At 65.3% G+C, this 22351-nt stretch carries 17 protein-coding genes; 6 read left to right on the top strand and 11 right to left on the bottom strand.

All coding sequences use genetic code 11. The features are described 5' to 3' along the window. Positions 1–161 precede the first annotated feature (161 nt). Both LB572_RS24790 and LB572_RS24795 read left to right on the top strand, forming a co-directional pair. Entirely contained in the window at positions 162–893 is a 732-nt protein-coding gene (locus LB572_RS24790) for an SDR family oxidoreductase (RefSeq protein ID WP_224669576.1), read from the top strand. Positions 894–1101: 208 nt separating this feature from the next. Further along, entirely contained in the window at positions 1102–1947 is an 846-nt protein-coding gene (locus LB572_RS24795; protein WP_224669577.1) for a fumarylacetoacetate hydrolase family protein, read from the top strand. 204 nt (positions 1948–2151) lie between these two features. Here the strand turns inward: LB572_RS24795 and LB572_RS24800 are convergent, their stop codons facing one another. From LB572_RS24800 to LB572_RS24825, 6 genes are all read right to left on the bottom strand, one after another. Beyond that, positions 2152–3150 carry an ABC transporter ATP-binding protein gene (locus LB572_RS24800; protein ID WP_224669578.1) on the bottom strand — a complete coding sequence of 333 codons (999 nt, stop codon included), beginning with the start codon at positions 3148–3150 and terminating at the stop codon, positions 2152–2154. A gap of 15 nt (positions 3151–3165) precedes the next feature. Further along, positions 3166–4227, bottom strand: a complete 1062-nt coding sequence (locus LB572_RS24805; protein ID WP_224669579.1) for a Gfo/Idh/MocA family protein — start codon at positions 4225–4227, stop codon at positions 3166–3168. After that, positions 4224–5063 carry a carbohydrate ABC transporter permease gene (locus LB572_RS24810; RefSeq protein ID WP_140804682.1) on the bottom strand — a complete coding sequence of 280 codons (840 nt, stop codon included), beginning with the start codon at positions 5061–5063 and terminating at the stop codon, positions 4224–4226. Before LB572_RS24810 ends, LB572_RS24805 begins: the two co-directional genes overlap by 4 nt. 8 nt (positions 5064–5071) lie before the next feature. Continuing rightward, positions 5072–6001, bottom strand: a complete 930-nt coding sequence (locus LB572_RS24815; protein ID WP_224669642.1) for a carbohydrate ABC transporter permease — start codon at positions 5999–6001, stop codon at positions 5072–5074. Positions 6002–6244: 243 nt separating this feature from the next. Then, positions 6245–7504, bottom strand: coding sequence for an ABC transporter substrate-binding protein (locus LB572_RS24820; RefSeq protein ID WP_224669580.1), 1260 nt, complete (start codon positions 7502–7504; stop codon positions 6245–6247). Between the two features lie 53 nt (positions 7505–7557). After that, a complete protein-coding gene (locus LB572_RS24825; protein ID WP_224669581.1) occupies positions 7558–8466 on the bottom strand; it encodes an N-acetylmuramic acid 6-phosphate etherase in 909 nt (302 codons plus the stop codon). A gap of 199 nt (positions 8467–8665) precedes the next feature. Here LB572_RS24825 and LB572_RS24830 point away from each other — a divergent pair, with 199 nt between their 5' ends. The 4 genes from LB572_RS24830 to nagA are packed head-to-tail and all read left to right on the top strand — an operon-like array spanning position 8666 to position 12505. Continuing rightward, a complete protein-coding gene (locus LB572_RS24830; RefSeq protein ID WP_224669582.1) occupies positions 8666–9547 on the top strand; it encodes a BadF/BadG/BcrA/BcrD ATPase family protein in 882 nt (293 codons plus the stop codon). Beyond that, positions 9544–10323 (top strand): GntR family transcriptional regulator, encoded by a 780-nt coding sequence (locus tag LB572_RS24835; protein WP_224669583.1) that lies wholly within the window; start codon positions 9544–9546, stop codon positions 10321–10323. The genes LB572_RS24830 and LB572_RS24835 overlap by 4 nt, the downstream gene beginning before the upstream one ends. Beyond that, a complete protein-coding gene (locus tag LB572_RS24840) occupies positions 10320–11351 on the top strand; it encodes an SIS domain-containing protein (protein WP_224669584.1) in 1032 nt (343 codons plus the stop codon). The genes LB572_RS24835 and LB572_RS24840 overlap by 4 nt, the downstream gene beginning before the upstream one ends. Next, the gene (gene nagA, locus LB572_RS24845; RefSeq protein WP_224669585.1) at positions 11348–12505 is read left to right on the top strand and encodes an N-acetylglucosamine-6-phosphate deacetylase; all 1158 of its coding nucleotides are present in this window, start codon (positions 11348–11350) and stop codon (positions 12503–12505) included. Before LB572_RS24840 ends, nagA begins: the two co-directional genes overlap by 4 nt. A gap of 308 nt (positions 12506–12813) precedes the next feature. Here the strand turns inward: nagA and LB572_RS24850 are convergent, their stop codons facing one another. The 5 genes from LB572_RS24850 to LB572_RS24870 form a co-directional block, all read right to left on the bottom strand. Next, positions 12814–14334 (bottom strand): malonate--CoA ligase, encoded by a 1521-nt coding sequence (locus LB572_RS24850; RefSeq protein WP_224669586.1) that lies wholly within the window; start codon positions 14332–14334, stop codon positions 12814–12816. Between the two features lie 203 nt (positions 14335–14537). Then, positions 14538–15275: a GntR family transcriptional regulator gene (locus tag LB572_RS24855; RefSeq protein WP_224669587.1), complete on the bottom strand. Its 738-nt coding sequence runs from the start codon at positions 15273–15275 to the stop codon at positions 14538–14540. A 260-nt stretch (positions 15276–15535) separates the two neighbouring features. Then, entirely contained in the window at positions 15536–16213 is a 678-nt protein-coding gene (gene rpe / locus LB572_RS24860; protein WP_224669588.1) for a ribulose-phosphate 3-epimerase, read from the bottom strand. 120 nt (positions 16214–16333) lie between these two features. Beyond that, a complete protein-coding gene (locus tag LB572_RS24865) occupies positions 16334–20212 on the bottom strand; it encodes a DUF11 domain-containing protein (protein WP_224669589.1) in 3879 nt (1292 codons plus the stop codon). 11 nt (positions 20213–20223) lie between these two features. Then, complete coding sequence (locus tag LB572_RS24870; RefSeq protein WP_224669590.1) at positions 20224–22188, bottom strand: hypothetical protein; 1965 nt, start codon at positions 22186–22188, stop codon at positions 20224–20226. Positions 22189–22351: the final 163 nt, after the last annotated feature.

Consider the following 22351-nt stretch of genomic DNA (forward strand, 5'->3'; position numbering starts at 1 on the left):
GTGATCGCGTTCGGGCTTGACGCTCGTGCCCTTGCTCTTTAACGAGAAAAAACATCTTTATATGTGAAGCAGAAATCTGACCGCACGATGCTGGCTGTCTGGCACACGACGCCGGGGCCGGCCATCGATAGAGGCGGATGCATCAGGCGAGGAGAAAAAGCATGGCGGATCTGGCAGGCAAGATCGTGGTCATAACCGCGGCGGCGCAAGGCATCGGCCGGGCAAGCGCGCTGGCTTTCGCCAAGGCGGGCGCGACCGTGCACGCCACCGATATCAACGAGCCGTTGCTGGCCGAATTGGGCAAGACGCCCGGCATCGAGACCCGCAAGCTCGATGTGCTGAACGACGCGGCCGTGGCTTCTGCCTTCGCTGAGATCGGCCGGGTCGATGTGCTGTTCAACTGCGCCGGTTTCGTCCATGGCGGCTCGATCCTCGAGATGAAGGACGAGGATCTCGACTTCGCGCTCAACCTCAACGTCCGTTCGATGATCCGCACCATCCGCGCCGTGCTTCCGGGTATGCTGGAGCGCGGCGACGGCTCGATCATCAACATGGCGTCGCTGGCAAGCTCGCAGAAGGGCGTGCCGAACCGCTTCGTCTACGGCCTGACCAAGGCGGCCGTGGTCGGCCTGACCAAGGCGGTCGCCGCCGATTATGTCGCCAAGGGCATTCGCTGCAACGCCATCTGCCCGGGCACGGTCGAAAGCCCGTCGCTGCAGGATCGCATGCATGCCCAGGGCGACTATGACGCGGCCCGCGCGGCCTTCATCGCCCGCCAGCCCATGGGCAGGCTCGGCACGCCGGAGGAAATCGCCGACCTCGCCGTCTATCTGGCCGGCGCCACCTATACGTCGGGGCAGGCCTACAACATCGACGGCGGCTGGTCGATCTGATCGCCGCCGCGAAAGATCGTCAGCGAATACAGGAAGATCGCATCCCGGATAGCGTTTGCCGAACAAGGATCGAAGCGTCTGAAAATCCTCCCGGCTGGCCGGCTCGGACAAATGGCGCGCTTGCCGCCGGCAGGGTCGACGATTACGGTCCGCTGGCTTTGACGGGATTTGTGAAAACGGCCATTGGCCGCAAGGTGGAGAAGTTGAGATGAAGTTGTTGCGCTATGGCGAAGCTGGCAGCGAAAAGCCTGGCCTGCTCGATGCGGATGGGACGATCCGCGACCTTTCCGCTCATGTCGCCGATATCGCCGGCACGACGCTTCATCCAGCCTCGCTGGAAATGCTCTCGAAACTCGATTCGAAGTCGCTGCCGGTGGTTTCCGGCAAGCCGCGCCTGGGCGCCTGCGTCGCCGGCACCGGCAAATTCATCTGCATCGGCCTCAACTATTCCGACCACGCCGCCGAAACCGGCGCCACCGTGCCGTCCGAGCCGATCATCTTCATGAAGGCAAGCTCGGCGATCGTCGGACCGGATGACGATGTGCTGATCCCGCGCGGCTCTGAAAAGACCGACTGGGAGGTCGAGCTTGCCGTCGTCATCGGCAAGACGGCGAAGTATGTCTCGGAGGATGACGCGCTGGATTATGTCGCCGGCTACGCCGTCGCGCATGACGTGTCCGAGCGCGCCTTCCAGGCCGAGCGCCAGGGCCAGTGGACCAAGGGCAAGTCCTGCGACACCTTCGGCCCGACCGGCCCGTGGCTGGTCACCAAGGACGAGGTCGCCGACCCGCAGAACCTCAAGATGTGGCTGACCGTCAACGGCAAGACCATGCAGAACGGCTCGACCAAGACCATGGTCTACGGCGTGAAGTATCTGGTCTCCTATCTCAGCCAGTTCATGTCGCTGCATCCCGGCGACATCATCTCCACCGGCACCCCGCCCGGTGTTGGCCTCGGCATGAAGCCGCCGGTGTTCCTGAAGGCCGGCGACGTCGTCGAGCTCGGCATCGAAGGGCTCGGCCAGCAGAAGCAGACTTTCAGGGCGGACGTGTAACGCCGACTTCCCCTTCTCCCCCTGTGGGAGAAGGTGGATCGGCGCGCAGCGCCGAGACGGATGAGGGGTGCTCCAACGGAGTGCAATCTCGAAGATTGAGGGTTCCCGGGCGCCTAGTTCTGCTGCGTCGTGATCCTTCCAACACCCCTCATCCGGCCGCTTCGCGGCCACCTTCTCCCACAGGGGGAGAAGGGGAAGCTGGCGCTACTTCAAAACCTTCCCATCGGCCCCGAACCGGTACGTCTTCGCCGCATCCGGCGTCGCGTAAAGCACCGAGCCCGGTTCGGCATTGTAGACGCCGAAGATGCGCACGGTGATCAGCCCGGCCTTCTCGCAGTCGAGATAAAGGTTGGTGTCGGCGCCGAGATGCTCGGCATGCACCACCGTGCCTTTCCAGGCGCCGGACTTCGCGTCGACGGTGAGATGCTCCGGCCGCACGCCGATGGTCTTGGCCGTCTCGCCCAATTTGGCACCATCGATGAAATTCATCTTCGGCGAGCCGATGAAGCCGGCGACGAATTCGTTGGCCGGCGCATTATAGAGTTCCATCGGGCTGCCGATCTGCTCGATGCGGCCGGCATTGAGCACCACGATCTTGTCGGCCAGCGTCATCGCCTCGACCTGGTCGTGCGTGACGTAGACCATCGTCGCCTTCAGCCGCCGGTGCAGCTGCGCAATCTCCAGGCGGGTGTTGACGCGCAGCGCCGCGTCGAGGTTCGACAGCGGCTCGTCGAAGAGGAACAGTTTTGGCTCGCGCACCACGGCGCGGCCGATGGCGACGCGCTGGCGCTGGCCGCCGGACAGTTCCGCCGGCCGGCGCCCGAGATAGGGCTCCAGCGACAGCATGGCGGAGGCGATCTTGATGCGGCGCTCGATCTCGGCCGCCGGCGTGCCGGCCTGCTTCAGGCCAAGCGCCATGTTGTTCCTCACCGTCAGATGCGGATAGAGCGCGTAGGTCTGGAACACCATGGCGATGCCGCGTTTCGCCGGCGGCGTGATCGAGACATCGGCGCCGTCGATCAGCACGCGGCCCGACGTCGAATCCTCCAGGCCGGCGATGACGCGCAGCAGCGTCGATTTTCCGCAGCCGGACGGGCCGACGAAGACGACGAATTCGCCGTCATTGACCTCGAGGTCGATGCCCTTCAGCACCTCCACCGGCCCGAAAGCCTTTTTGACATTCTCGATCTTCAGCGAGCCCACGGCTTCGTTCCTGTTCTAGAGTTTGACGGCGTTGCCGCTGCGCACGCTCTCGTCGGCGGCAAGGCAGACGGCGAGCGACTTCACGGCATCGTCCATGTGGCGGGTGAGGTCGATATTTTCGCGGATGGCCTTGAGCAGGAAGGCCTGCTCGAGGTCGCAAAGCTCCTGATGGCCCGGCTCGCCTTCCATCGACAGCAGCTGGTCTTCCCTGGCGAACTTGCCGTCCGGCCCGGTCTCGGCGCTGTGCAGCCGGATGGTCGAGGTCTTGGTGTGGGTGTCGATGTCGTCGGACTTGACGCCCTCCTTCATCACGATCGAGACGCAGCCCTTGGGCGACATCACGTCCTTCACGAAGAAGGCCGTCTCCGAGATCATCGGTCCCCAGCCGGCCTCGTACCAGCCGACCGAGCCGTCCTCGAACAGCACCTGCAGGTGGCCATAATTGTACATGGACGGCGCCACCTCGTCGCTCAACCGCACACCCATGCCGCGCACTTCGACGGGCCTCGCATCGGTGATCTGCAGCATCACGTCGAGATAATGCACGCCGCAATCGACGATCGGCGAAGTGGTCTGCATCAGCTGCTTGTGCGTCCCCCAGGTGTGGCCGGAGGATTGCTGGTTGAGGTTCATGCGGAAGACATAAGGGCCGCCTAGCTTGCGCGCCTCGGCGATCAGCCGAACCCAGGACGGGTGATGGCGCAATATATAGCCGATCACCAGCTTCTTGCCATTGGCCTTGGCGGCATCGACAACGCGCCTGGCGTCGGCCACCGTCGTTGCCAGCGGCTTTTCGACGAAGACATGGCATCCGGCCTCGAACGCCCGCACCGCATAGTCGGCATGGCTGTCGGAATAGGTGGCGACCGCCGTCACATCCGGCTTCTCGTCGCGCAGCGCGTCCTCGAAGGAGCGCCTGATGCCGTAGCCGGTAAGCCCGTCCGGCAGGGGCACGTCGGAGCGGTTGACTAGGGCGGCGATCTCGAAGCCCGGATTGTCGTGATAGGCCAGTGCATGGCTGCGGCCCATATTGCCGAGCCCGGCAACGACGACACGGAGAGGTTTTTCCGAACTCACTTGACGGCTCCCGACGTGATGCCGCGGATCAGCTGCCGCGAGAAGATGACATAGAGGATGAGCACCGGCAGGATCGCCAGCGACAGCGCCGCCAGGATCGCGTTCCAGTTGGTGACGAACTGGCCGAGGAAGAGCTGCGCGCCGAGCGTCACCGTCTTGGTCTCTTCCGACGGCGCCAGGATCAGCGGGAACCACAGATCGTTCCAGATCGGGATCATGGTGAAGACGGCGACCGTCGCCATCGCAGGCCGCACCAGCGGCAGCACCAGGCGGAAGAAGATCGTGTATTCCGAGAGCCCGTCGATACGCCCGGCGTTCTTCAGGTCGTTGGACACCTGCTTCATGAATTCCGACAGGATGAAGATCGCCAGCGGCAGGCCCTGCGCCGTGTAGACCAGGATCAGCGCCGTCAGCGTGTTGACCAGCCCGCTCGCCACCATCAATTGCAGGATGGCGACGGTGCCGAGGCGGATCGGGATCATGATGCCGAGCGCCAAATAAAGCCCCATCAGCGTGTTGCCGCGGAAGCGGTATTCCGACAGCGCGAAGGCCGCCATAGCGCCGAACAAAAGCACGAAGAACAGCGAGGCGACGGTGACGACGAGGCTGTTCTGGAAATAGTGGAAGAAATCGCCCTGGCCGAACACCGTGGTGTAGCCGATCAGGTCGAAGGTCTTCGTCGTCGGCGGCGTCAGCGGCGCGCCGAAGATGCCCGCGCGGGATTTGAACGAATTCATCACCACCAGGATGACCGGGAACAGCGCGATTACCGTGTAGGTGATAAGGATCGCATGCGCGCCGATGGTACGGGGCAAGGAACGGGTGGCTGTGCTCATGGCGCGCCTCAGAATTGGTAGCGACGCAGGCGCGTCTGCACGAGGAACAGGTAGACGCAGACGCCGGCGAGGATGATCAGGAACATGATCGTGGCGATCGCGGCGCCCATATTGGGATCGCCGACCTGCAGCTGGAAGCCGAAGAAGGCGCGGTAGAGGAAGGTGCCGAGTATGTCGGTCGAATAATTCGGCCCGGCGAGCGCCCCTTGCGCGGTGTAGATCAGGTCGAAGGCGTTGAAATTGCCGACGAAGGTCAGGATCGAGATGATGCCGATCGAGGGCAGGATCAGCGGCAGCTTGATCTTCCAGAACTGCGCCAAGCCGGTGATGCCGTCGCATTCGGCCGCCTCGATCACCTCGTCGGGGATCGACAGCAGCGCCGCGTAGATCAGCATCATCGGAATGCCGACGAACTGCCAGACCGAGACCAGGCTGAGCGCGGTCAGCGCATACTGCTCCTTGCCGAGCCACGGCGTGAAGAAGCTCTTCAGCCCGACGAGGTCCATAAGATGCGGCGCCACGCCCCAGATCGGCGACAGGATCAGCTTCCAGGCGAAGCCGACGATGACGAAGGACAGGATCGTCGGCACGAAGATGGCCGTGCGGTAGAAGGCGGTGAAACGCAGCCTGGGGCTGGAAAGCAGCGCCGCCAGCAGGATGCCGATCGGGTTCTGCACCAGCATGTGGATGATGAAGAACCAGAGATTGTTGCGCAGCGCGTTCCAGAAATTCACCGACCAGTTCGGATCGCCGAACAGCGTGCGGAAATTGCCCAACCCGACAAAGACCTGGGTCTGTTCGATGTTGCGGAACAAGGAGAGTTGGAGTGTGCCGAACAGCGGCAGGATCATGAATGCGGTGTAGACCAGCACCGCTGGCGCCAGGAAGACGCCGACATGCCAGCGGATCGGTCTTTTCGCTCGCTTTTCTGCCGCCATAGTTTCGGTAGCCATGAGTTCGGTTCCCCGCCGTCTCTGGGTTCCAGTTCGGTTGATGCTAGCTGATGCCTCGATGCGCGGCTTGGCTGTCCCCTTCGGGGGAAGACAAGGCCAGCGACAGATCGGCTCCGTCTTCCCCGCAAGATCGAGGGTAGGACCGGGAGGCTGCGCCGACAATCGCTATCTGGAACTGTTTGAACGCCGGCCGGGCTCGGGCCCGGCCGGCATCGCTTTTCGATGCTCTTACTTCGCCGGCTTGTACCAGCTGTCGAGGCCGGTCTGCAGCTTCTTGGCCGCGGCTTCCGGCGTGTCGGTGCCGTTGATCACGTTGGCCGATTCGACCCAGGTCTCGTTCTCGAGGTTCGGCGTGCCGCGCGACAGGATCTGGTAGGTCGAGCGGATCGTCGACTTGCACTTGCCGCGCCAGGAGACGAATTCCTGCGCCAGCGGGTCTTCCATCTTCACCGGCGAGGAGTTCAGGCTGAAGAAGCCCGGCAGCGCGTTGGCGTAGATGGTGGCGAAATCAGGCGAGGCGACCCAGGAGAGGAACTTCTTGGCTTCTTCCGAATGCTTCGACGCCGCGTTCAGGCCCATGCCAATGTCGGTATGGTCGGAGATGTAGCAGGTGTCGCCGGCCTTCTCGACCGGCGGCGGGAAGGCGCCCATCTTGAACTGGGCCTGGGTGTTGAACAACCCGATTTCCCACGAGCCGGCCGGGTAGATGGCGGCGCGGCCGAGCGTGAACAGGTTCTGGCTGTCCGGATAAGTCTGCGCCTCGAAGCCGTCGCCGAGATAGGGCTTCCACTTGGCCAGTTCCTCATAGGGAGCGACCCAGTCCTTGTCGGTCAGCTTCTGGTCGCCCTTGATCAGCGCGGCGCGGCCGTCCTCGCCCTTCCAGTAGTTCGGGCCGATGTTCTGGTAGCCCATGGTCGCGGCTTCCCAGAGGTCCTTGGTGCCCATGGCCATCGGAATGTAGGTGCCGTCGGCCTTGATCTTGTCGAGCACGGCGAAGAACTCGTCGCGGGTCGTCGGCACCTTGAGGCCGAGCTTGTCGAACGCGTCCTTGTTGTAGATGAAGCCGTGGATGACCGAGGCCATCGGCACGCAGAAGCTCGACTTGCCGTCATCGGTCTGCCAGGCGGACTTGGCGACCGGCGAGAAGTTCTCCATGCCCGGCAGCGAGGTCAGGTCGGCGAGGTTGCCCTTCTTGAACAGTTCGAGCGACTTGTCGAAGGGGCGGCAGGTGATCAGGTCGCCGGCCGAGCCGGCGGTGAGCTTGGCGCCGAGCGCCGCGTCATACTCGGTCGGAGCCGAAGGCGCGAACACCACCTTGATGCCGGGGTTCTTGGCTTCGAAGGCCGGGATCAGCTTGTCCTTCCAGATGGTCAGGTCGTCGCCGCGCCAGCTTTCGATGTTGAGCGTCACGTCGTCGGCAAGCGCCATCCCGGTCGTGCCGAGGATGCTTGTGCCGAGCAGAAGGGCCGTCAGTAGTTTGGTCTTCATCTTCAGTCTCCCTGTTGACCTTTTTCAGGTTCGGTTTTGATGAGAACAGGGGCTCAGCGCCCCTTGCTCCCCTCGATCGCGGAAAGCGCCGGCCTGAGCTTCTGGCCGGCTCCTTCCAGTATCTTCTCGGCCGCGTCGGCGTTGGTGGCGCCCGCGGCGAGCAGAATGGCGGTTTTGACGACACCACCGCTTTCCTTGAGCAGGCGGGCGGCGTCGTCGCGGCTCTTGCCGCTGATGGCGGCGACCATGCGCACGGCGCGGTCGCGCAGCTTGATGTTGTCGGCGGTGAGGTTGACCATGTAGCCGTCATGGACATGGCCGAGATGGATGGCGGTCAGCGTCGACAGCATGTTGAGCGCGATCTTCTGCGCGGTGCCCGCGCCCATGCGCGTCGAGCCGGCGATCAGCTCCGGCGGCGTTTCGAGCAGGATGGCGACGTCGGCCTGCTTGAAGAGCGCGGCGCCTCTGTTGTTGGCGATCGCGATGGTTGCCGCGCCCCGGCGCCGCGCGTCTTGCAGCGCCTGGACCGCGTAAGGGGTCGAGCCGCTGGCGGAAATGGCGATCAGGCAGTCGCCCTTGCCGATATTGGCATTCGCCACGGCGTTTGCTGCCTCCTCGATGTCGTCTTCCGGGCCGCCGGCAAGCGTGCGGAAAGCTTCATCGCCGCCGGCGATCAGGATGGCGATGCGGTCGCGCGCAATGCCGAAAGTGCCGGGCAGTTCCAGCGCATCGGCAACGGCCATCAGGCCGGAGCTGCCGGCCGCCGCGTAGGCGAGCTTGCCGCCGCCCTTCAACTGCTTCGCGATGAGTTCGGCGGCAACGGCAATCGCCGGAATGGCGCCATGCACGGCCTTGCTGGCTTCGATCTGGGCATTGGCCAGGAACGCCAGGATGGCTTCCGGGGCCTGGACATCCAGCCCCTCGGCATTCTGGTGGAGCGCTTCCGTGCGCGTCTCGGCCATCCATTTTCCTCCAACTGATGGGACAATACCAAAAAAATACCACTTGTCCACATGCATTAACGAATTTCAGGCCATGGAACTCGCTTGCCGGCAAATTAACGTGGGTTTTCAATAAAATACGCCTTAATCTTTTTTGAACCGAAATTAACTCTTGGCTATTGGTATTTTATTGGTATTATCCGGCCGAGGAGAAAATCGCGTGAAATTCGTGCTTGGCATCGATGGCGGCGGCACCAGCTGCAGGGCGGCCCTTGCGACCGTCGACGGCGCCGTCGTCGGCCGCGCCAAAAGCGGCGCCGCCAACATCCGCACCGACCTCACCGGCGCCCGCGCCAACATCGTCGAAGCGGCCAGGCAGGCGTTCCTCGCCGCCGGCAAGGATCCGGAGCTGATCCCGCACACGCCGGCCATTCTCGGCCTGGCCGGCGCCAATGTCGGCACCTATCGCCAGCAGCTCGAGGCTATCCTGCCGTTCAGCCAAAGCCGCGTCGAAACCGACGCCGAGATCGCGCTCGAAGGCGCGGTCGGTTCCGGTGACGGCGCCATGGCTATTCTCGGCACCGGCACCGCCTATATGGCGCGTAAAAATGGCAAGTCGCGCGCCATCGGCGGCTGGGGCTTCCAGGTCGGCGACCAGGGCAGCGGCGCCCGCATCGGCCGCGACCTGCTCGAGCAGACGTTGCTTGCCTATGACGGCATCCGTTCGGGCTCGCCCTTGACGGACGCCATGCTCGCCGTCTTCCGCAACAATCCCGAAGACGTGGTCGAATTCACCACCAACGCCAAGCCGGGCGATTTCGGCGGCTTCGCGCCAAAGGTCTTCGAACATGCCGAAAAGGGCGACCTCGTCGCCAACTGGATCCTCGGCAAGGCGGTTGCCGACGTCGAGGCTTCGCTCGGCGCGCTGGACCTCGCCGACGATGCACCGCTCTGCCTGCTCGGCGGCCTGGCGCCACTTTACGCGCCACGCCTGTCGGCGCGCTACCAGAGGCTGCTGAAAGCTCCGCTCGACGACGCGCTCGGCGGCGCCGTGCAGATGGCCCTGCGCATCTTCGCCAGGGGCCCGGAGGCCGGCCGATGAGCGCCGCCGACCAGATCTTCGCTATGCTGAGAGAATCCTCGCAGAGCGGCGCGCCGCTCTATCTGCAGCTGCGGAAAAGCATCGAGGAAGCGGTCAATCGCGGCCTGATCGGCCCCGGCGATGCCTTGCCGTCCGAGCGCGACATCGCCAGCAAGGCCGATATCTCGCGCGTCACCGTGCGCAAGGCGGTGCAGGACCTGGTCAAGGGCGGCATTCTCGTCCAGCGCCATGGTTCGGGAACCTTCGTCGCGCCGCGCATGGAGCGCGTCGAGCAATCGCTGTCGCGGCTCACCTCCTTCACCGAGGACATGGCGCGCCGCGGCATGAACGTGCGCTCGGTCTGGCTCGACCGAGGCCTCTATGCGCCGTCGCCGGACGAGATGATGGTGCTTGGCCTGTCCTCGACCGAGCTGGTGGCGCGTGTCGCGCGCCTGCGCATCGCCAACGACACGCCGCTGGCGATCGAGCGCGCGGCGCTCTCGGCCAGCGTCCTGCCCGATCCCGAAGCGATCGGCTCCTCGCTCTATGCGGCGCTTGGCACGACCGGCAATCGCCCGGTGCGCGCCGTGCAGCGCATCTCGGCCACCAATCTCGGCGATGCCGACGCGCGCCTCCTGGAGGTGCCGCCGGGGGTTGCCGGACTGCAGATCGAGCGCATTTCCTATCTGGCGAGCGGCAAGGTGATCGAGTTCACCCGCTCGGTCTACAGGGGCGACGCCTATGATTTCGTCGCGGAACTCCGGCTGACCGGGCCGGGAGAGGAGATCCGGCCATGATGGCAAACACCACCCATATGCGACGCGAGATCGACGAGATCCCGGAAGCCGCCGCCCGCCTTCTCGACGGCTCGGCCTCGGCTTTGGCCGAGGCCGGTCGAGGCCTGCGCGAGCGCGACCCGCATTTCGTCGTCACCGTGGCGCGCGGCTCGTCCGACCATGCCGCGACCTTCATGAAATACGCCGTCGAGCTGACGGCGGGCCTTGCCGTCGCCTCGGTCGGGCCGTCGATCGCGTCCATCTACGGCGCCAAGCTCAGGCTGCGCGGCTCCGCCTGCCTGGCGGTGTCGCAGTCGGGCAAGAGCCCCGACATCGTCGCCATGGCCGAAACGGCAAGGGCCGGCGGCGCGCTGACCGTCGCAATCACCAACACGGCCGACTCGCCGCTGGCGCGCGCCTCCGACTATGCCATCGACATCCTGGCGGGGCCGGAACGCTCCGTCGCCGCCACCAAGACCTTCGTCAATTCGGCCGTCGCCGGCTTGGCGTTGATGGCGCACGCCACCGATGACCAGCCCTTGCTTAAGGCGCTCGCCGGCCTGCCCGGCCATTTCGAGAAAGCGATCGCCTGCGACTGGATGGCGCTCGCCGGCGCGCTGGAGAACCCGCAGTCGCTGTTCATCCTCGGTCGCGGCCCGTCCTTCGCCATCGCCAGCGAGGCGGCGCTGAAGTTCAAGGAAACCTGCGCCATGCACGCCGAGGCCTATAGCGCCGCCGAGGTCATGCATGGGCCGCTGGCGCTGGTCGGGCCGGGTTTTCCGGTGCTGGCGCTCGCTGCGCGCGATGCGTCCGAACCCTCGGTTGCCGAGGCGGCCGACGGGTTGACGGCCAAGGGCGCCGCCGCCTTCATCACCTCCGACAAGGCGAAGGCCGCAAGGCTTCTGCCGTATGTCGCCACCGGCCATCCGCTGACCGATCCGTTGCCGCTGATCGTGTCCTTCTACGGCTTCGTCGAGGCCTTCGCCCGCCATCGCGGCCTCGACCCCGACACGCCGCGCAATTTGCGCAAGGTGACGGAAACCGTATGAGCGACCGTTTCGCACTCACCGGCGCCCGCATCTTCGACGGCGCCGATTGGCATAATGATGCCGCCCTCGTCGTCAATGGCGACGTTGTCGAGGCCATCCTGCCGGCAGGCGCCATTCCGTCCGGCGTTCCGGCGGTCGAGACCGATGGCCTGCTGGTGCCTGGCTTCGTCGACATCCAGGTCAATGGCGGCGGCGGCGTGATGCTCAACGACCATCCCGATGTCGCCTCGCTCGAGACCATCTGCCGGGCGCATGCGCCCTTCGGCACCACGGCGCTGCTGGTGACGCTGATCACCGACACGCCGGCGATCACCGCCGCCGCCGTCGCCGCCGGCGCGGAGGCCACCAGGGAAAAGGTGCCGGGCTTCCTCGGCCTGCATCTGGAGGGGCCGCATCTCTCCATTGCCCGCAAGGGCGCGCATGATCCGGCGCTGATCCGGCCGATGACCGATGCCGACCAGGCGGCCCTGATCGCGGCGCGCAGGGAGCTTCCCGTCCTGCTTACCACGATCGCGCCGGAATCGGTCCAGCCGGATCGCGTCACGGCGCTGGCCAAGGCCGGCGTCGTCGTCAGCCTCGGCCATAGCGATACCGATTATGCGACGGCCAGCGCCTTTGCCGCCGCCGGCGCCACGGTGGTCACGCATCTGTTCAACGCCATGAGCCAGATCGGCAACCGTGAGCCGGGCTTGGCGGGCGCGGCGATCGACACCGGCGGCCTCTACGCCGGCATCATCGCCGACGGCATCCATGTCCATCCGGCAACGATGATCCTTGCGCTGCGCGGCAAGCAGGGGCCGGGCAAGATCGTGCTCGTCACCGACGCCATGGCCACGATCGGCACTAACATGACGTCGTTCACGCTGAACGGCCGCACCATCTACCGCAAGGGCGGCAGTCTCCGGCTTGCCGACGGCACGCTGGCCGGCGCCGATCTCGACATGATTTCGGCCGTTCGCTACGTCCACCGCGTCGTCGGGCTCGACCTCGACGAGGCTCTGCGCATGGCCTCGCTCTATCCGGCCGAGGCTATCGGCCAGGCCCATCGCCTCGGTCGCTTCGCCAACGGCACTGCCGCCGACATCGTCGGCCTGTCGGAGGGGCTGGATGTCAGGAGCGTCTGGATCGGCGGTGAGAAGGTGTTTGGGGCGTAGGCCGCTCGATCCCACCATCCAATTCGGAAACCAACGCAAACTTTCGCAGTTGGCCGGATACTCTCGCGCGTCGTCATCCTCGGGCTTGACCCGAGGATCCATTCCGCGACCTATGATGCAAAGTGCAACGGTGCAGAATTCTGTAACCGTTGCAACGCTTTGGCGTCACGGAATGGATCCTAGGGTCTGCGCGCGTCGCTTCGCTCCTTGCTCCGCCCTAGGATGACGAACGCACGATAGAATTTGGCTAATGCCAAGGTTCGCGATCTGCACGAACGCCAATCGAGGTTCGGCCAACCGATCATTCCTTAGCCGGCTTTGTCGTAGATATCCTTATACGCCTCGCGCAGCACGTTCTTCTGCACTTTGCCCATCGTGTTGCGCGGCAGCTGGTCGACGAAGATCACCTGCTTGGGATGCTTATACTTCGCCAGCCGGCCGGCGATGGCGGCGCTAATACCGGCCGCATCTACCGCCGAGCCCGGCTTGCGCACCACGACCGCGGTGACGCCTTCGCCGAAATCGGGATGGGCGACGCCGATCACCGCGCTTTCGCTGACGCCGTCGAGCATGTCGATCTCGCTCTCGATCTCCTTCGGATAGACATTGAAGCCGCCCGAGATGATCAGGTCCTTGCCGCGCCCGACGATGTGGACATAGCCGTCGGCATCGATCAGTCCGAGATCGCCGGTGATGAAGAAGCCGTCGTCGCGGAACTCGGCCCTGGTCTTCTCCGGCATGCGCCAATAGCCGCCAAAGACGTTCGGACCCTTGACCTCGATCATGCCGATCTCGCCCTGGGCCAGCGGCTTGGCCGTCTCGGGATCGGTGATGCGCAACGAGACGCCGGGCAAGGGGAAACCGACCGTGCCGGCGCGCCGCTCGCCGTCATAGGGATTGGACGTGTTCATGTTGGTCTCGGTCATGCCGTAGCGCTCGAGGATGGCGTGGCCGGTCCTTTCGCGCCAGGCCTTGTGCGTCTCGGCGAGCAGCGGCGCCGAGCCGGAGATGAAGACCCGGACGGCCTTCGCCGCCTCGCGCGTCAGGCCGTCCTGCTGCAACAGCCGGACATAGAAGGTCGGCACGCCCATCAAGGCCGTCGCGCGCGGCATCAGCGACAGGATGCGCGCGGGATCGAATTTCTGCTCGAAGAACATTGTCGCGCCGGCCATCAGGATGACGTTGGTGGCAACGAATAGGCCATGCGTGTGGAAGATGGGCAGCGCGTGGATCAGCACGTCGTCGGCGCCGAAGCGCCACTGCTCGACCAGTACACGGGCATTGGAGGCGAGGTTCTCGTGGCTGAGCATCGCGCCCTTGGAGCGGCCGGTCGTGCCGGAGGTGTAGAGGATGGCGGCAAGATCGTCCGGCCCGCGCGCGACATCGCTGAACTCCGTCGCCTGCCGCGAAGCCTGGCTGGCCAGCGTTCCCTGCCCGTCGCGGCCGAGCGTCAGCACCGTGGCGCCGATCGACGCGGCAAGCGGCTCGACACCCGAAAGACGGTCCGGATCGCACACGATCAGCCTCGGCTCGGCGTCGCGGAAGAAATAGTCGAGCTCGGGCAGCGTATAGGCGGTGTTGAGCGGCAGGAAGACCGCCCCCGCGCGTAACGAGGCGAGATAGAGCAGCGCCGCCTCCGGGCTCTTCTCGACCTGGACGGCGACGCGGTCGCCGGGCTCGACGCCGGCCCGCGCCAGCGCATGCGCCAGTTGCGCCGATTTCGCCATCATGTCGCCATAGCTGATCGAGCGGCCGTCATCCGTCTCCATCAGCAGCCGGCCAGGCGTCGGCATGCGGGAACTGAAAGCATCGAACAGATGGTTGGTCATGAATGTCCTCTAGAGCAATTCGAGGAAAAGTGTATGCAGTTTTCCGTCCGGAATTGCGTCAAAACAAGGAGATAGAGCGGTTCGCCGTTTTCGTGAAACGGTGAAACGCTCTAGGCGCATGCCGAATGGCCCATGCGTTGCGCCCGCCTGAGCGAATACCAGATTTGGCGGCCGGAGCAAAAACTGCGTGGCGGTTTCCGTCGCTATCGGCGACGCGCCTTGCCGGCGCCGGCCCTGGGGTCATAGCCCTGGGCGAAGCGTTCCATGCACATCGCCGCGGTGAGACGGTAATGACTGAGAAGCGCCTCGACCGCGCCGTCGGCGTCGCCATCCAGCGTGCGCTCGGCAATCATGCGATGCTCGCCGAGATCGTCGCGTCCCATTCCCGGCGCGTTTTGCGAGATCAGGCGGTAGCGCGAGGCCTGATCGGAAAGCTGATCGCAAAAGCCGATCAGCCAGTGCGACCGGCATGCCGCGATCAGCGCGCGATGGAAGGCACGGTGCAGCTTCTCCCACTCCGGATTGTTGGTTGCCGGATCCTCCGGCAGGCGGCGCTCGGCGCGCGCGAGACGGTGCAGGGCCAGCACCAGCTGCTCTTCCCATTCGGCGGTGCGGTGCGCAATGGATTCGCGCAGCGCCCGCTCTTCCAGCCAGCAGCATGTGCGCGTCAATTCCTCCAGTTCCGCGCCGCTGACGGGCATCAGGAAGAAGCCGCGCTGGTCGTGACGGCCGAGCAGGCCCTCGGCGGCCAGACGGTTGAGCGCCTCGCGCACGGGCGAGGCGCCGGCGCCATAGCGGGAAACGACCCATTCGACACGCAGTTTCGTCTCGGACTCCAGGGCGCCGCGCAGCAGGTCGTCACGGAGCTGCTGGTAGACCGAACTGGCAAGCGTGCTTTTGCCGCCCTTGCTTTCGCCCGGCTCGGTGTTTCCGTTTGTCAATCGAACTCCTGTTGCTTTGCCCCTGGTTTGCCAGGGCCCCTTGGCGAAGCAATTCCCGTACATGTATCATACAGCCGGGCAACGGCGCCTCAAGCGGAAGATGACGATATTCGACTTTAAGACAAGGTGAACCGTCTATTTATCGAACAAAGTAGAATCTAGGGAAAAGCCGATATTCCCGCGCTGCTTCATATATTGAACAGCCGTTCAATTGTCGCCGCGATTGTGCAACTCTTGCGAGAGACGAGGCAGGTATACGTTTAATTGGCGACCCTGTCGGCAGCGGTGCGAATTGCTTCGATATTTGCCCTATAGGCTTCGACGCTGCCGCCCTTGAAGACGGCGGCGCCCGCCACCAGCACATTGGCGCCGGCCGTGGTCACCAGCGGCGCCGTTTCGGCCGAAACGCCGCCATCGATCTCGATGTGGATCGGCCGGCTGCCGATCAGCGCCTTGACCCGCTTCACCTTGTCGACGATCGCCGGGATGAAGGCCTGGCCGCCGAAGCCCGGATTGACGGTCATGATCAGGATGAGGTCCAGCCGGTCGAGCACATATTCGATCGCCGTTTCCGGCGTCGCCGGATTGAGCGAGACGCCGGCCTTCTTGCCGAGGCTCTTGATGGTCTGCAGCGAGCGGTCGAGATGCGGGCCGGCCTCGGCGTGCACCGTCATGCCGTCGCAGCCGGCCTCAGCGAAGGCCTCCAGGTAAGGATCGGCCGGCGCAATCATCAGATGGCAGTCGAAGAAGGCCTTGGTGCGGTTGCGGATCGCCCTGATCACCGGCGGCCCGAAGGTGATGTTGGGCACGAAATGGCCGTCCATCACGTCGAGATGGATCCAGTCGGCGCCAGCGGCCGCGACAGCCTCGACCTCATCGCCTAGCTTCGAAAAATCCGACGCCAGCACCGATGGCGCGATCAGGGTTTTTTTGGTCATGGGTCGGCTGGCCTTATCTCAGACGCGAATGTCAGGACTGCCTAGAGCATTTTGCAGCCAAGCGGACAAGAAAAACCCGCCGGATCGCTCCGGCGGGTCGTCGTCTTTATCCGTATAACATTACGGCTTGTAGTTCTGGATGTTGGCGCCTGCCGGATCCTGCAGCACGCGCCGCGGCTGGCGCTGCGGCACCAGTTGCTGCAGCACGTCCGGGTTGAGCAGCATGCCCGGGTTGATCTCGACCCCCGGCCGCCTGCGGATCGGCGTGCAGTCCGGGAACCGTCCGGTCGTGCCGACAGGGCAGCGCCGCTTGGTCAGTATCGGCTGGCACTGGCCCTCGATGAAGCGCGAGCCCGGCGCGCATTCTTGCTGCGGCTTGCGGCAGGCGCCGTCGCGGATTTCGGTCCCGCGCGGGCAGACGCAGTCACCCAGCTTGGTGCGGACCTGACCGCGGATGGTGCACTGCTTCTGCGTAGGCTTCGGCCGCTGGCAGGCCTTGCCCCGCACTTCCAAGCCGTCCGGGCAGGCGCAGTTGCCGCTGGTGTCGCGCACCTGACCGCGGATCGGGCATTGCCTCGACACGATCGGCCGGCAGGCGCCGTCGCGCACTTCCGTCCGGCTCGGGCAGACGCAATCGCCGTCGCCATTGCGGGACTGGCCCCGTATACGGCACTGAGCGGGCGGCTGCTTGTCCGGCACGCAGGCTTTGACCACGCGGTCCAGATGCGTACCGTCCGGGCAAGCGCAGCCATTGCCGTCCGAAGTCGGCACCGCGCCACGGATCGTGCATTTCGGCCCGATGACCTGGCAGACGCCGTTCACCAGCTCGCCACGGCGGCACACGCAGTTGCCGTCCTGGTCGCGATACTGGCCCGGACGCAGCGTGCATTGCGGCTCCTGCGGCTCTTCGCCCCGCACGCATTTGCCGTTGTCCAGCTCCGTGCCGCGCGGGCAGACGCAGCGTCCGTCCTCCGTCCGGATCTGGCCCTGCAGCAAAACGCAGCGCGGCGGCACCGGCAGCGGTACAAGCTTGGTGCCGCCACCAGTGCACTGGCCGTTGCGGAAGGTGGTGCCCTCCGGGCAGACGCAGCGGCCGGCCGAGTTCAGCACCAGTCCAAACGAGCACTGGTTCTTCACCTCATGCCTGATGCTGAAGGGGTGGCACGCATAGGCCCTGCCGCGATCGCCCTGGACATTGGTCAGGTCGCGGTCGAGAACCTCGCCGCCGCCCTGCACCGGCGTGTCCGGGGGCAGCACGCCGACGCAGTTCTGCCCGTTGACCGTTCCCTGCAGATCGGCAAGACGCCCTTCCTCGGGAAGGATCACGGTGACGTGGTGGGTGTGGCTTTCGCCCGCGCCCAGCGTCAGGTTGGCGACGCAGGATAGAGGCAGCGTCGTTGGTTCCGGCGAGCAGCCGAAAGGCGGATCGATCGAGGTGATCTCGACGCCTTCCAGCCGGCCGAGACCTTCCACGCCGATCGCATCGCCGATGCGGACCGGACCGGAGAAGGGGCTCTGGCCATCGTTCGTGATGGTGATCTCGAACGAGCAGGGCTGGCCGGGCTGGCACTCGGCGTCGCCGGTCTTCTCGACACGGATGGTGGAAGTGCCGCCGCCTTTCGCGCAGGCCTGGTTGATCGGATAGACGATGTCGTCGCCCGGCGCCGGCCCGTAGGAGCCGCGCGCGCAGTTCTCGAACGCGCCATTGCCGCTCACCGTCACGTCGAAGTGCCTGGAGGTTCCGGGCGTCATCACGGCGCCGGGAATCTGGCACGACAGCGCGTTGGCAGGCACCGGCCCGCAGCTCCACTCCGCGCCGTCGGGGGCCACGGTCTGGACCTGCACCGGCGCGCCCCCCGACACCAGCGTCGCGGCGTCGTTGACCCGCACCGGTCCCGTGGGGGCGGCGGTGCCGGCATTGGTGACGGTGATGCGGCAAGCGACACGTCCGGCGCGAACGAGCTGATCGCCGCCGCAGGTCTTGGTGATGCGCAGGCCGGGCTGGCCGCCGTTCGGATGGCGGATGCGCTCGGTAGCGCAGGCCTTGTTGTTGGCGAGGTCGACCTCGCCGGGAATGCCTTTCACCTCGGCGCAGTTCTCGACACTATCCGGCCGGTAGTTTGCCGGCATCACCGCCTTGACGACGATCGGCGTCGAGGCGCCCGGAGGCAGCGAGATGCCGGCATTGTCGCAGCGGAACTGTCCGGGGCCGTTCGGTCCGCAGGTCCAGGGCGGGCTCGGCCCGAAGGTCGAGGAGGTCGGCGCGCCGCCGGGATAGGTGTCGGTCACCGTCAGCGGCCCGTTATAGATGGCGGTGCCGTCGTTGATGATGTCGATCACGAAGTAGCAGACGCCGTCCGGCGTGCAGACCGGTATGCGGGCACGCTTCTTCAGGATCAGGTCGACCTTCTTCTCGACCGGCGGATTGCACTGCGGATCGCGATCGCCACGCCGGCAGATCGGGATCGAGGCGCAGCCGCGGTCGTTCTGCTGGCTGCCGAACAGCGGCTTGCCGCTGGCCTGGTAGTCATAGGCGGCGCAGTTGCGCAGCACGCTGCCCTGCCAGCCGCCCGCCGGCTTGAAGCCGAGCTTGAGGTTGACCGAAGCGCCGGGGTTGAGCGTGGTCGGCGGAAAGGTGCAGGTCATCGGCGTCGTGCCGGGCGCGCAGACCCAGGGCGCATTCGGCCCTGAGGTCAGCACCGAGCCTGCCGGCAGCGTCACCTCGTCGAGCACGATCTTGCCGTTATAGGGCGCGTCGCCGACATTGGTGACGATGATGGTGAAGTCGCAGCCGCCGGCCATCGTGCAACGCGGCACGTCGGCATGCTTCTCGACCTTGAGATCCGGCTCCTTGTCCTTCGGCGGGCATCTCAAATCGCGCGGGATGATGATGTCGATCACCTGCGTGCAGCAGAGCCCCCAGCCTTCCTTCGGCCCGGCATAGGTCTCGATGCCGGTGACGATAAGGTGGATGGCTTCGCCGGGCGAAGCGCCGATGATCTTCCAGTTCAGCACGCCGCCGCCGACCGGCACCTTCTGCGCGTCGGGAACGATGCTGACACCGGGCGTCGTCGTCGACACCTGCACCCATTTGCCGCCCATCTCCGGGCCGACCGGCATGTGGTAGATGAAGGCGCCGCCGCCGGGCACGCAGTCGACCGTGCCGCGCTCGACCTTGAAGCATTCCTTGCCGGGAGGCGGAGGCGGCGGGTTGCATTTGGTGACGTCGATGCGCACCGTCGTCTTTTCGCCGGTGAGGATGTTGCCGTCATCCGGCTTGCTCGGATCCTGCGACGGGACGATCGTCCCGGTGCCGGTTCCGGCCGTCACCTTGATCAGGCCCTGGTTGTCGACATTGGCCGGCGCTGGAAACGCCGCTTGGTCGATCTTGCCCAGGATCCGGAAGGTGATGACGCGTTCGTTCGGCGCGCCCGAACCGTCGAGATCGGAAGCCGAGATCCGGAAGTCGGAAACCGTCGCCGTATCGTCGGGATTGGCCGAGCTGCTGATCGTGGCCGCCGGCAGCGGGCCGCCGCCGGCGTCCGTGCCGTCGCCGGTCACATTCACGCTGACGATCTTCAGGCCATGCGGAAGCTGGTCCTTGAACTCGATCTTGGCGTTCTTGAGTGCGTTGGCCAAAGCCGGATTGCCGAAGGCTTGTTCGTTGCCGCGCAGGCCGAAGGTCAGCGTGTAATAGACATAGTCGCAGCCGCGCTGGCCGCCCGTCTTTGTGAAGAAGGGCACGATGCGGCCGGGTTCGGGGTTGACGACGCGCGGGTTGTCCAGGTCGAGCCTGGGTTCCGGTCCGGCGACTTCGGTGAGCTTCGCCGGGGCGGTGTCTTCGGCGAGCGCCGGCAGGGCCGGCAGCATGGCGACCGCGATACCGGCCGCCATCAGCCAGCGCGCGCCGCGCCTGGCGTATGACAGGGGTTTCATGATCGTCTCCATGACGGTTTTCGTTTCGCGCGAAGCGAGGCGGGAAAGGCCGAGATTTGTCATCTGTCCCTCCCTCAACGTTCGCAGCTGACGGCTGGCGTTCTGAGCGGCAGCGTCATCTTGCAGCAAGGGTAGTAGCCACCCTTGTCCTGGTCGGACTTGCGGAAGAAGCAGAGCCCGACATTGACGGTGTCGCCAGGATTGTGGCCGGTGATGTCGACCGTGTAGGGCTTGCCCGGGACATGCGACATGGGAGTGTTCACCCCGACGCCGGGCGTCCTGGACTGCGCCTTGATCGAATCGCCGCCGAAGCCGGCATGGTCATGGAGAGTGAGTTCGGCCCGAAGCCCGCGCGGCGTGCAGTAATAGTGCACGTCCTCGACGTCGACGCAGGGCGGCAGATTGCCGGGCGGCGGGAAGTCGGGCGGATAGAACGGAGGCAGATAGCCGCCGCCGGGGATTTCCTCATAGTAGCCGGCGCGGCCCTCGCAGGGGCGCCAGACCCTGACGTCGCCGACATGGTCTTCGACCTCGGGGTCTTCGAAATAGCCGTCGAAATCGACGAACCAGGAGCCGAAAGGCGGCACGTTGGCCGGCTTGACCAACGCGCTCGGCGTCAGCTGCACGCCATGCACGGCAAACGGTCCACCGGCGGCGAGCCGCTCGGCAAGCTCGGGGTTGTCGCGCAACTTGTCGCCGGTGTTGACGACGGTGTCGGTGCAGACGGAAGTGTCGAGATTGCCATCGGCGTCATAGCCATATTGCAAATCGACGCCGCCGGCCGACTGGCGATTTCCTTGCGGGAAGCCGACTGCGTATTCCTGCGGCACCTCGACCCAAACGGATTCGGTAGACGGATCGTCCGGGTCCTCGCGCCAGTAGCGGATCAGCTCGCCCTTGCCGGAATCGGCGAAGCGGCTGTAATCGTGCCGGTTTTCGACCGGGCCGCGCTGGGCGAGATACATGAAGCCCTTGTTGTCGAAGGCGATGTCGGTGACCGCATAGTCGTTGTCCGCCTTGACCGTCAGCTCCCAGCGCGGATCGCCGGCGAATGTGCCGTCGCGCGCAATGCCGACCGACCAGATCTCGGATTTTTCGCCGACCGAATAATAGAGCCGGCCGCCATGATAGGAAACCGCCCAGACCCGGCGCTCGTCCTGCGTATAGCCCCAGGTCTCGGGGTCTTCCGTATCGAAGGCCGCACCCTGGATGTCCATGATTGCGCCGTCGTCGGCGACGGGGCTAAGCCCATGTGCCGGCCGCCCGGCGACACCATGGTCGAACGTGTCGATCAGATGGCCGTTGGCGTCGATCCGGTGGATCAGCCCGGTGTCGAGGTCGGACGCGAAGAACTCGCGATGGATCGGGTCGAAGGCAAGATTGCCGATGCCGGGTCCGCTGTTGGTGTCGATGTCGGCGAATTTCGAGACGGCGCCCGTGATGCCATCGATCTTCCAGATCGTGCCCGGGCCGCCGCCATTCTCGGTGCCGAACTGGCCGTCCATGAAAATGGCGCCAGCAGCGCCGCGGCGCTGCCGCTCCGGACGTCCGTCGCTGTCGGCGTCCGGCGTGACGATCTCGACGCCATGCAGCGAGGTCGCGGCCGCGTAAAGGTTGGGGATGCCCGACGGCACGCCGTCACGTATGCCGTCGTCATAGGTGAGGCCGAACACCTCGCCGATCTGACCGGCCGTTACCTCGAAGGGCGGAGGCGTGAAGACGAGCTGGCCCGAGGCCGGGCCGCCGAGATGCGAGACGTCGAAAACGCGCAAGGATGCGCGGGACGCGTCGATGAACGTCTCGTCGACCGGATCGACGCCGGGCGGCAAGCCCTGATCGAAATTAGGGATCACGGTGCCCGGAAAGCCGGTGACCGCCATCGATCCGGGATAGATGATCTGGGTTTCCTGCGCTTGCGCCGCACCGCCAAACCAGAGGCCGGCGGACAGCGCCAGGGCGAGAATTCCGCTATTTGTCGCGATTGCGCGGCGCAAACGGCCGCCACGGGAACGCAGGAACGAGCCGCGAACGCCAGACATTGAACTCCCCCCGAAGCCGCTGGAAGGAACGTCCGGTTCTATCGCGCCAACCAGGGCAAGGCGCGGCGTTGCGGCACGTTCTTCCCCGATCGAATTGTCTGCTTTCCTCTTTTTGACGATACGCCTGCTCCTGGGCAGGGTCAACGGAACGAGCCGAAAGCCC

The sequence above is a fragment of the Mesorhizobium sp. BH1-1-5 genome (assembly GCF_020165615.1).
GTDB lineage: Bacteria > Pseudomonadota > Alphaproteobacteria > Rhizobiales > Rhizobiaceae > Mesorhizobium.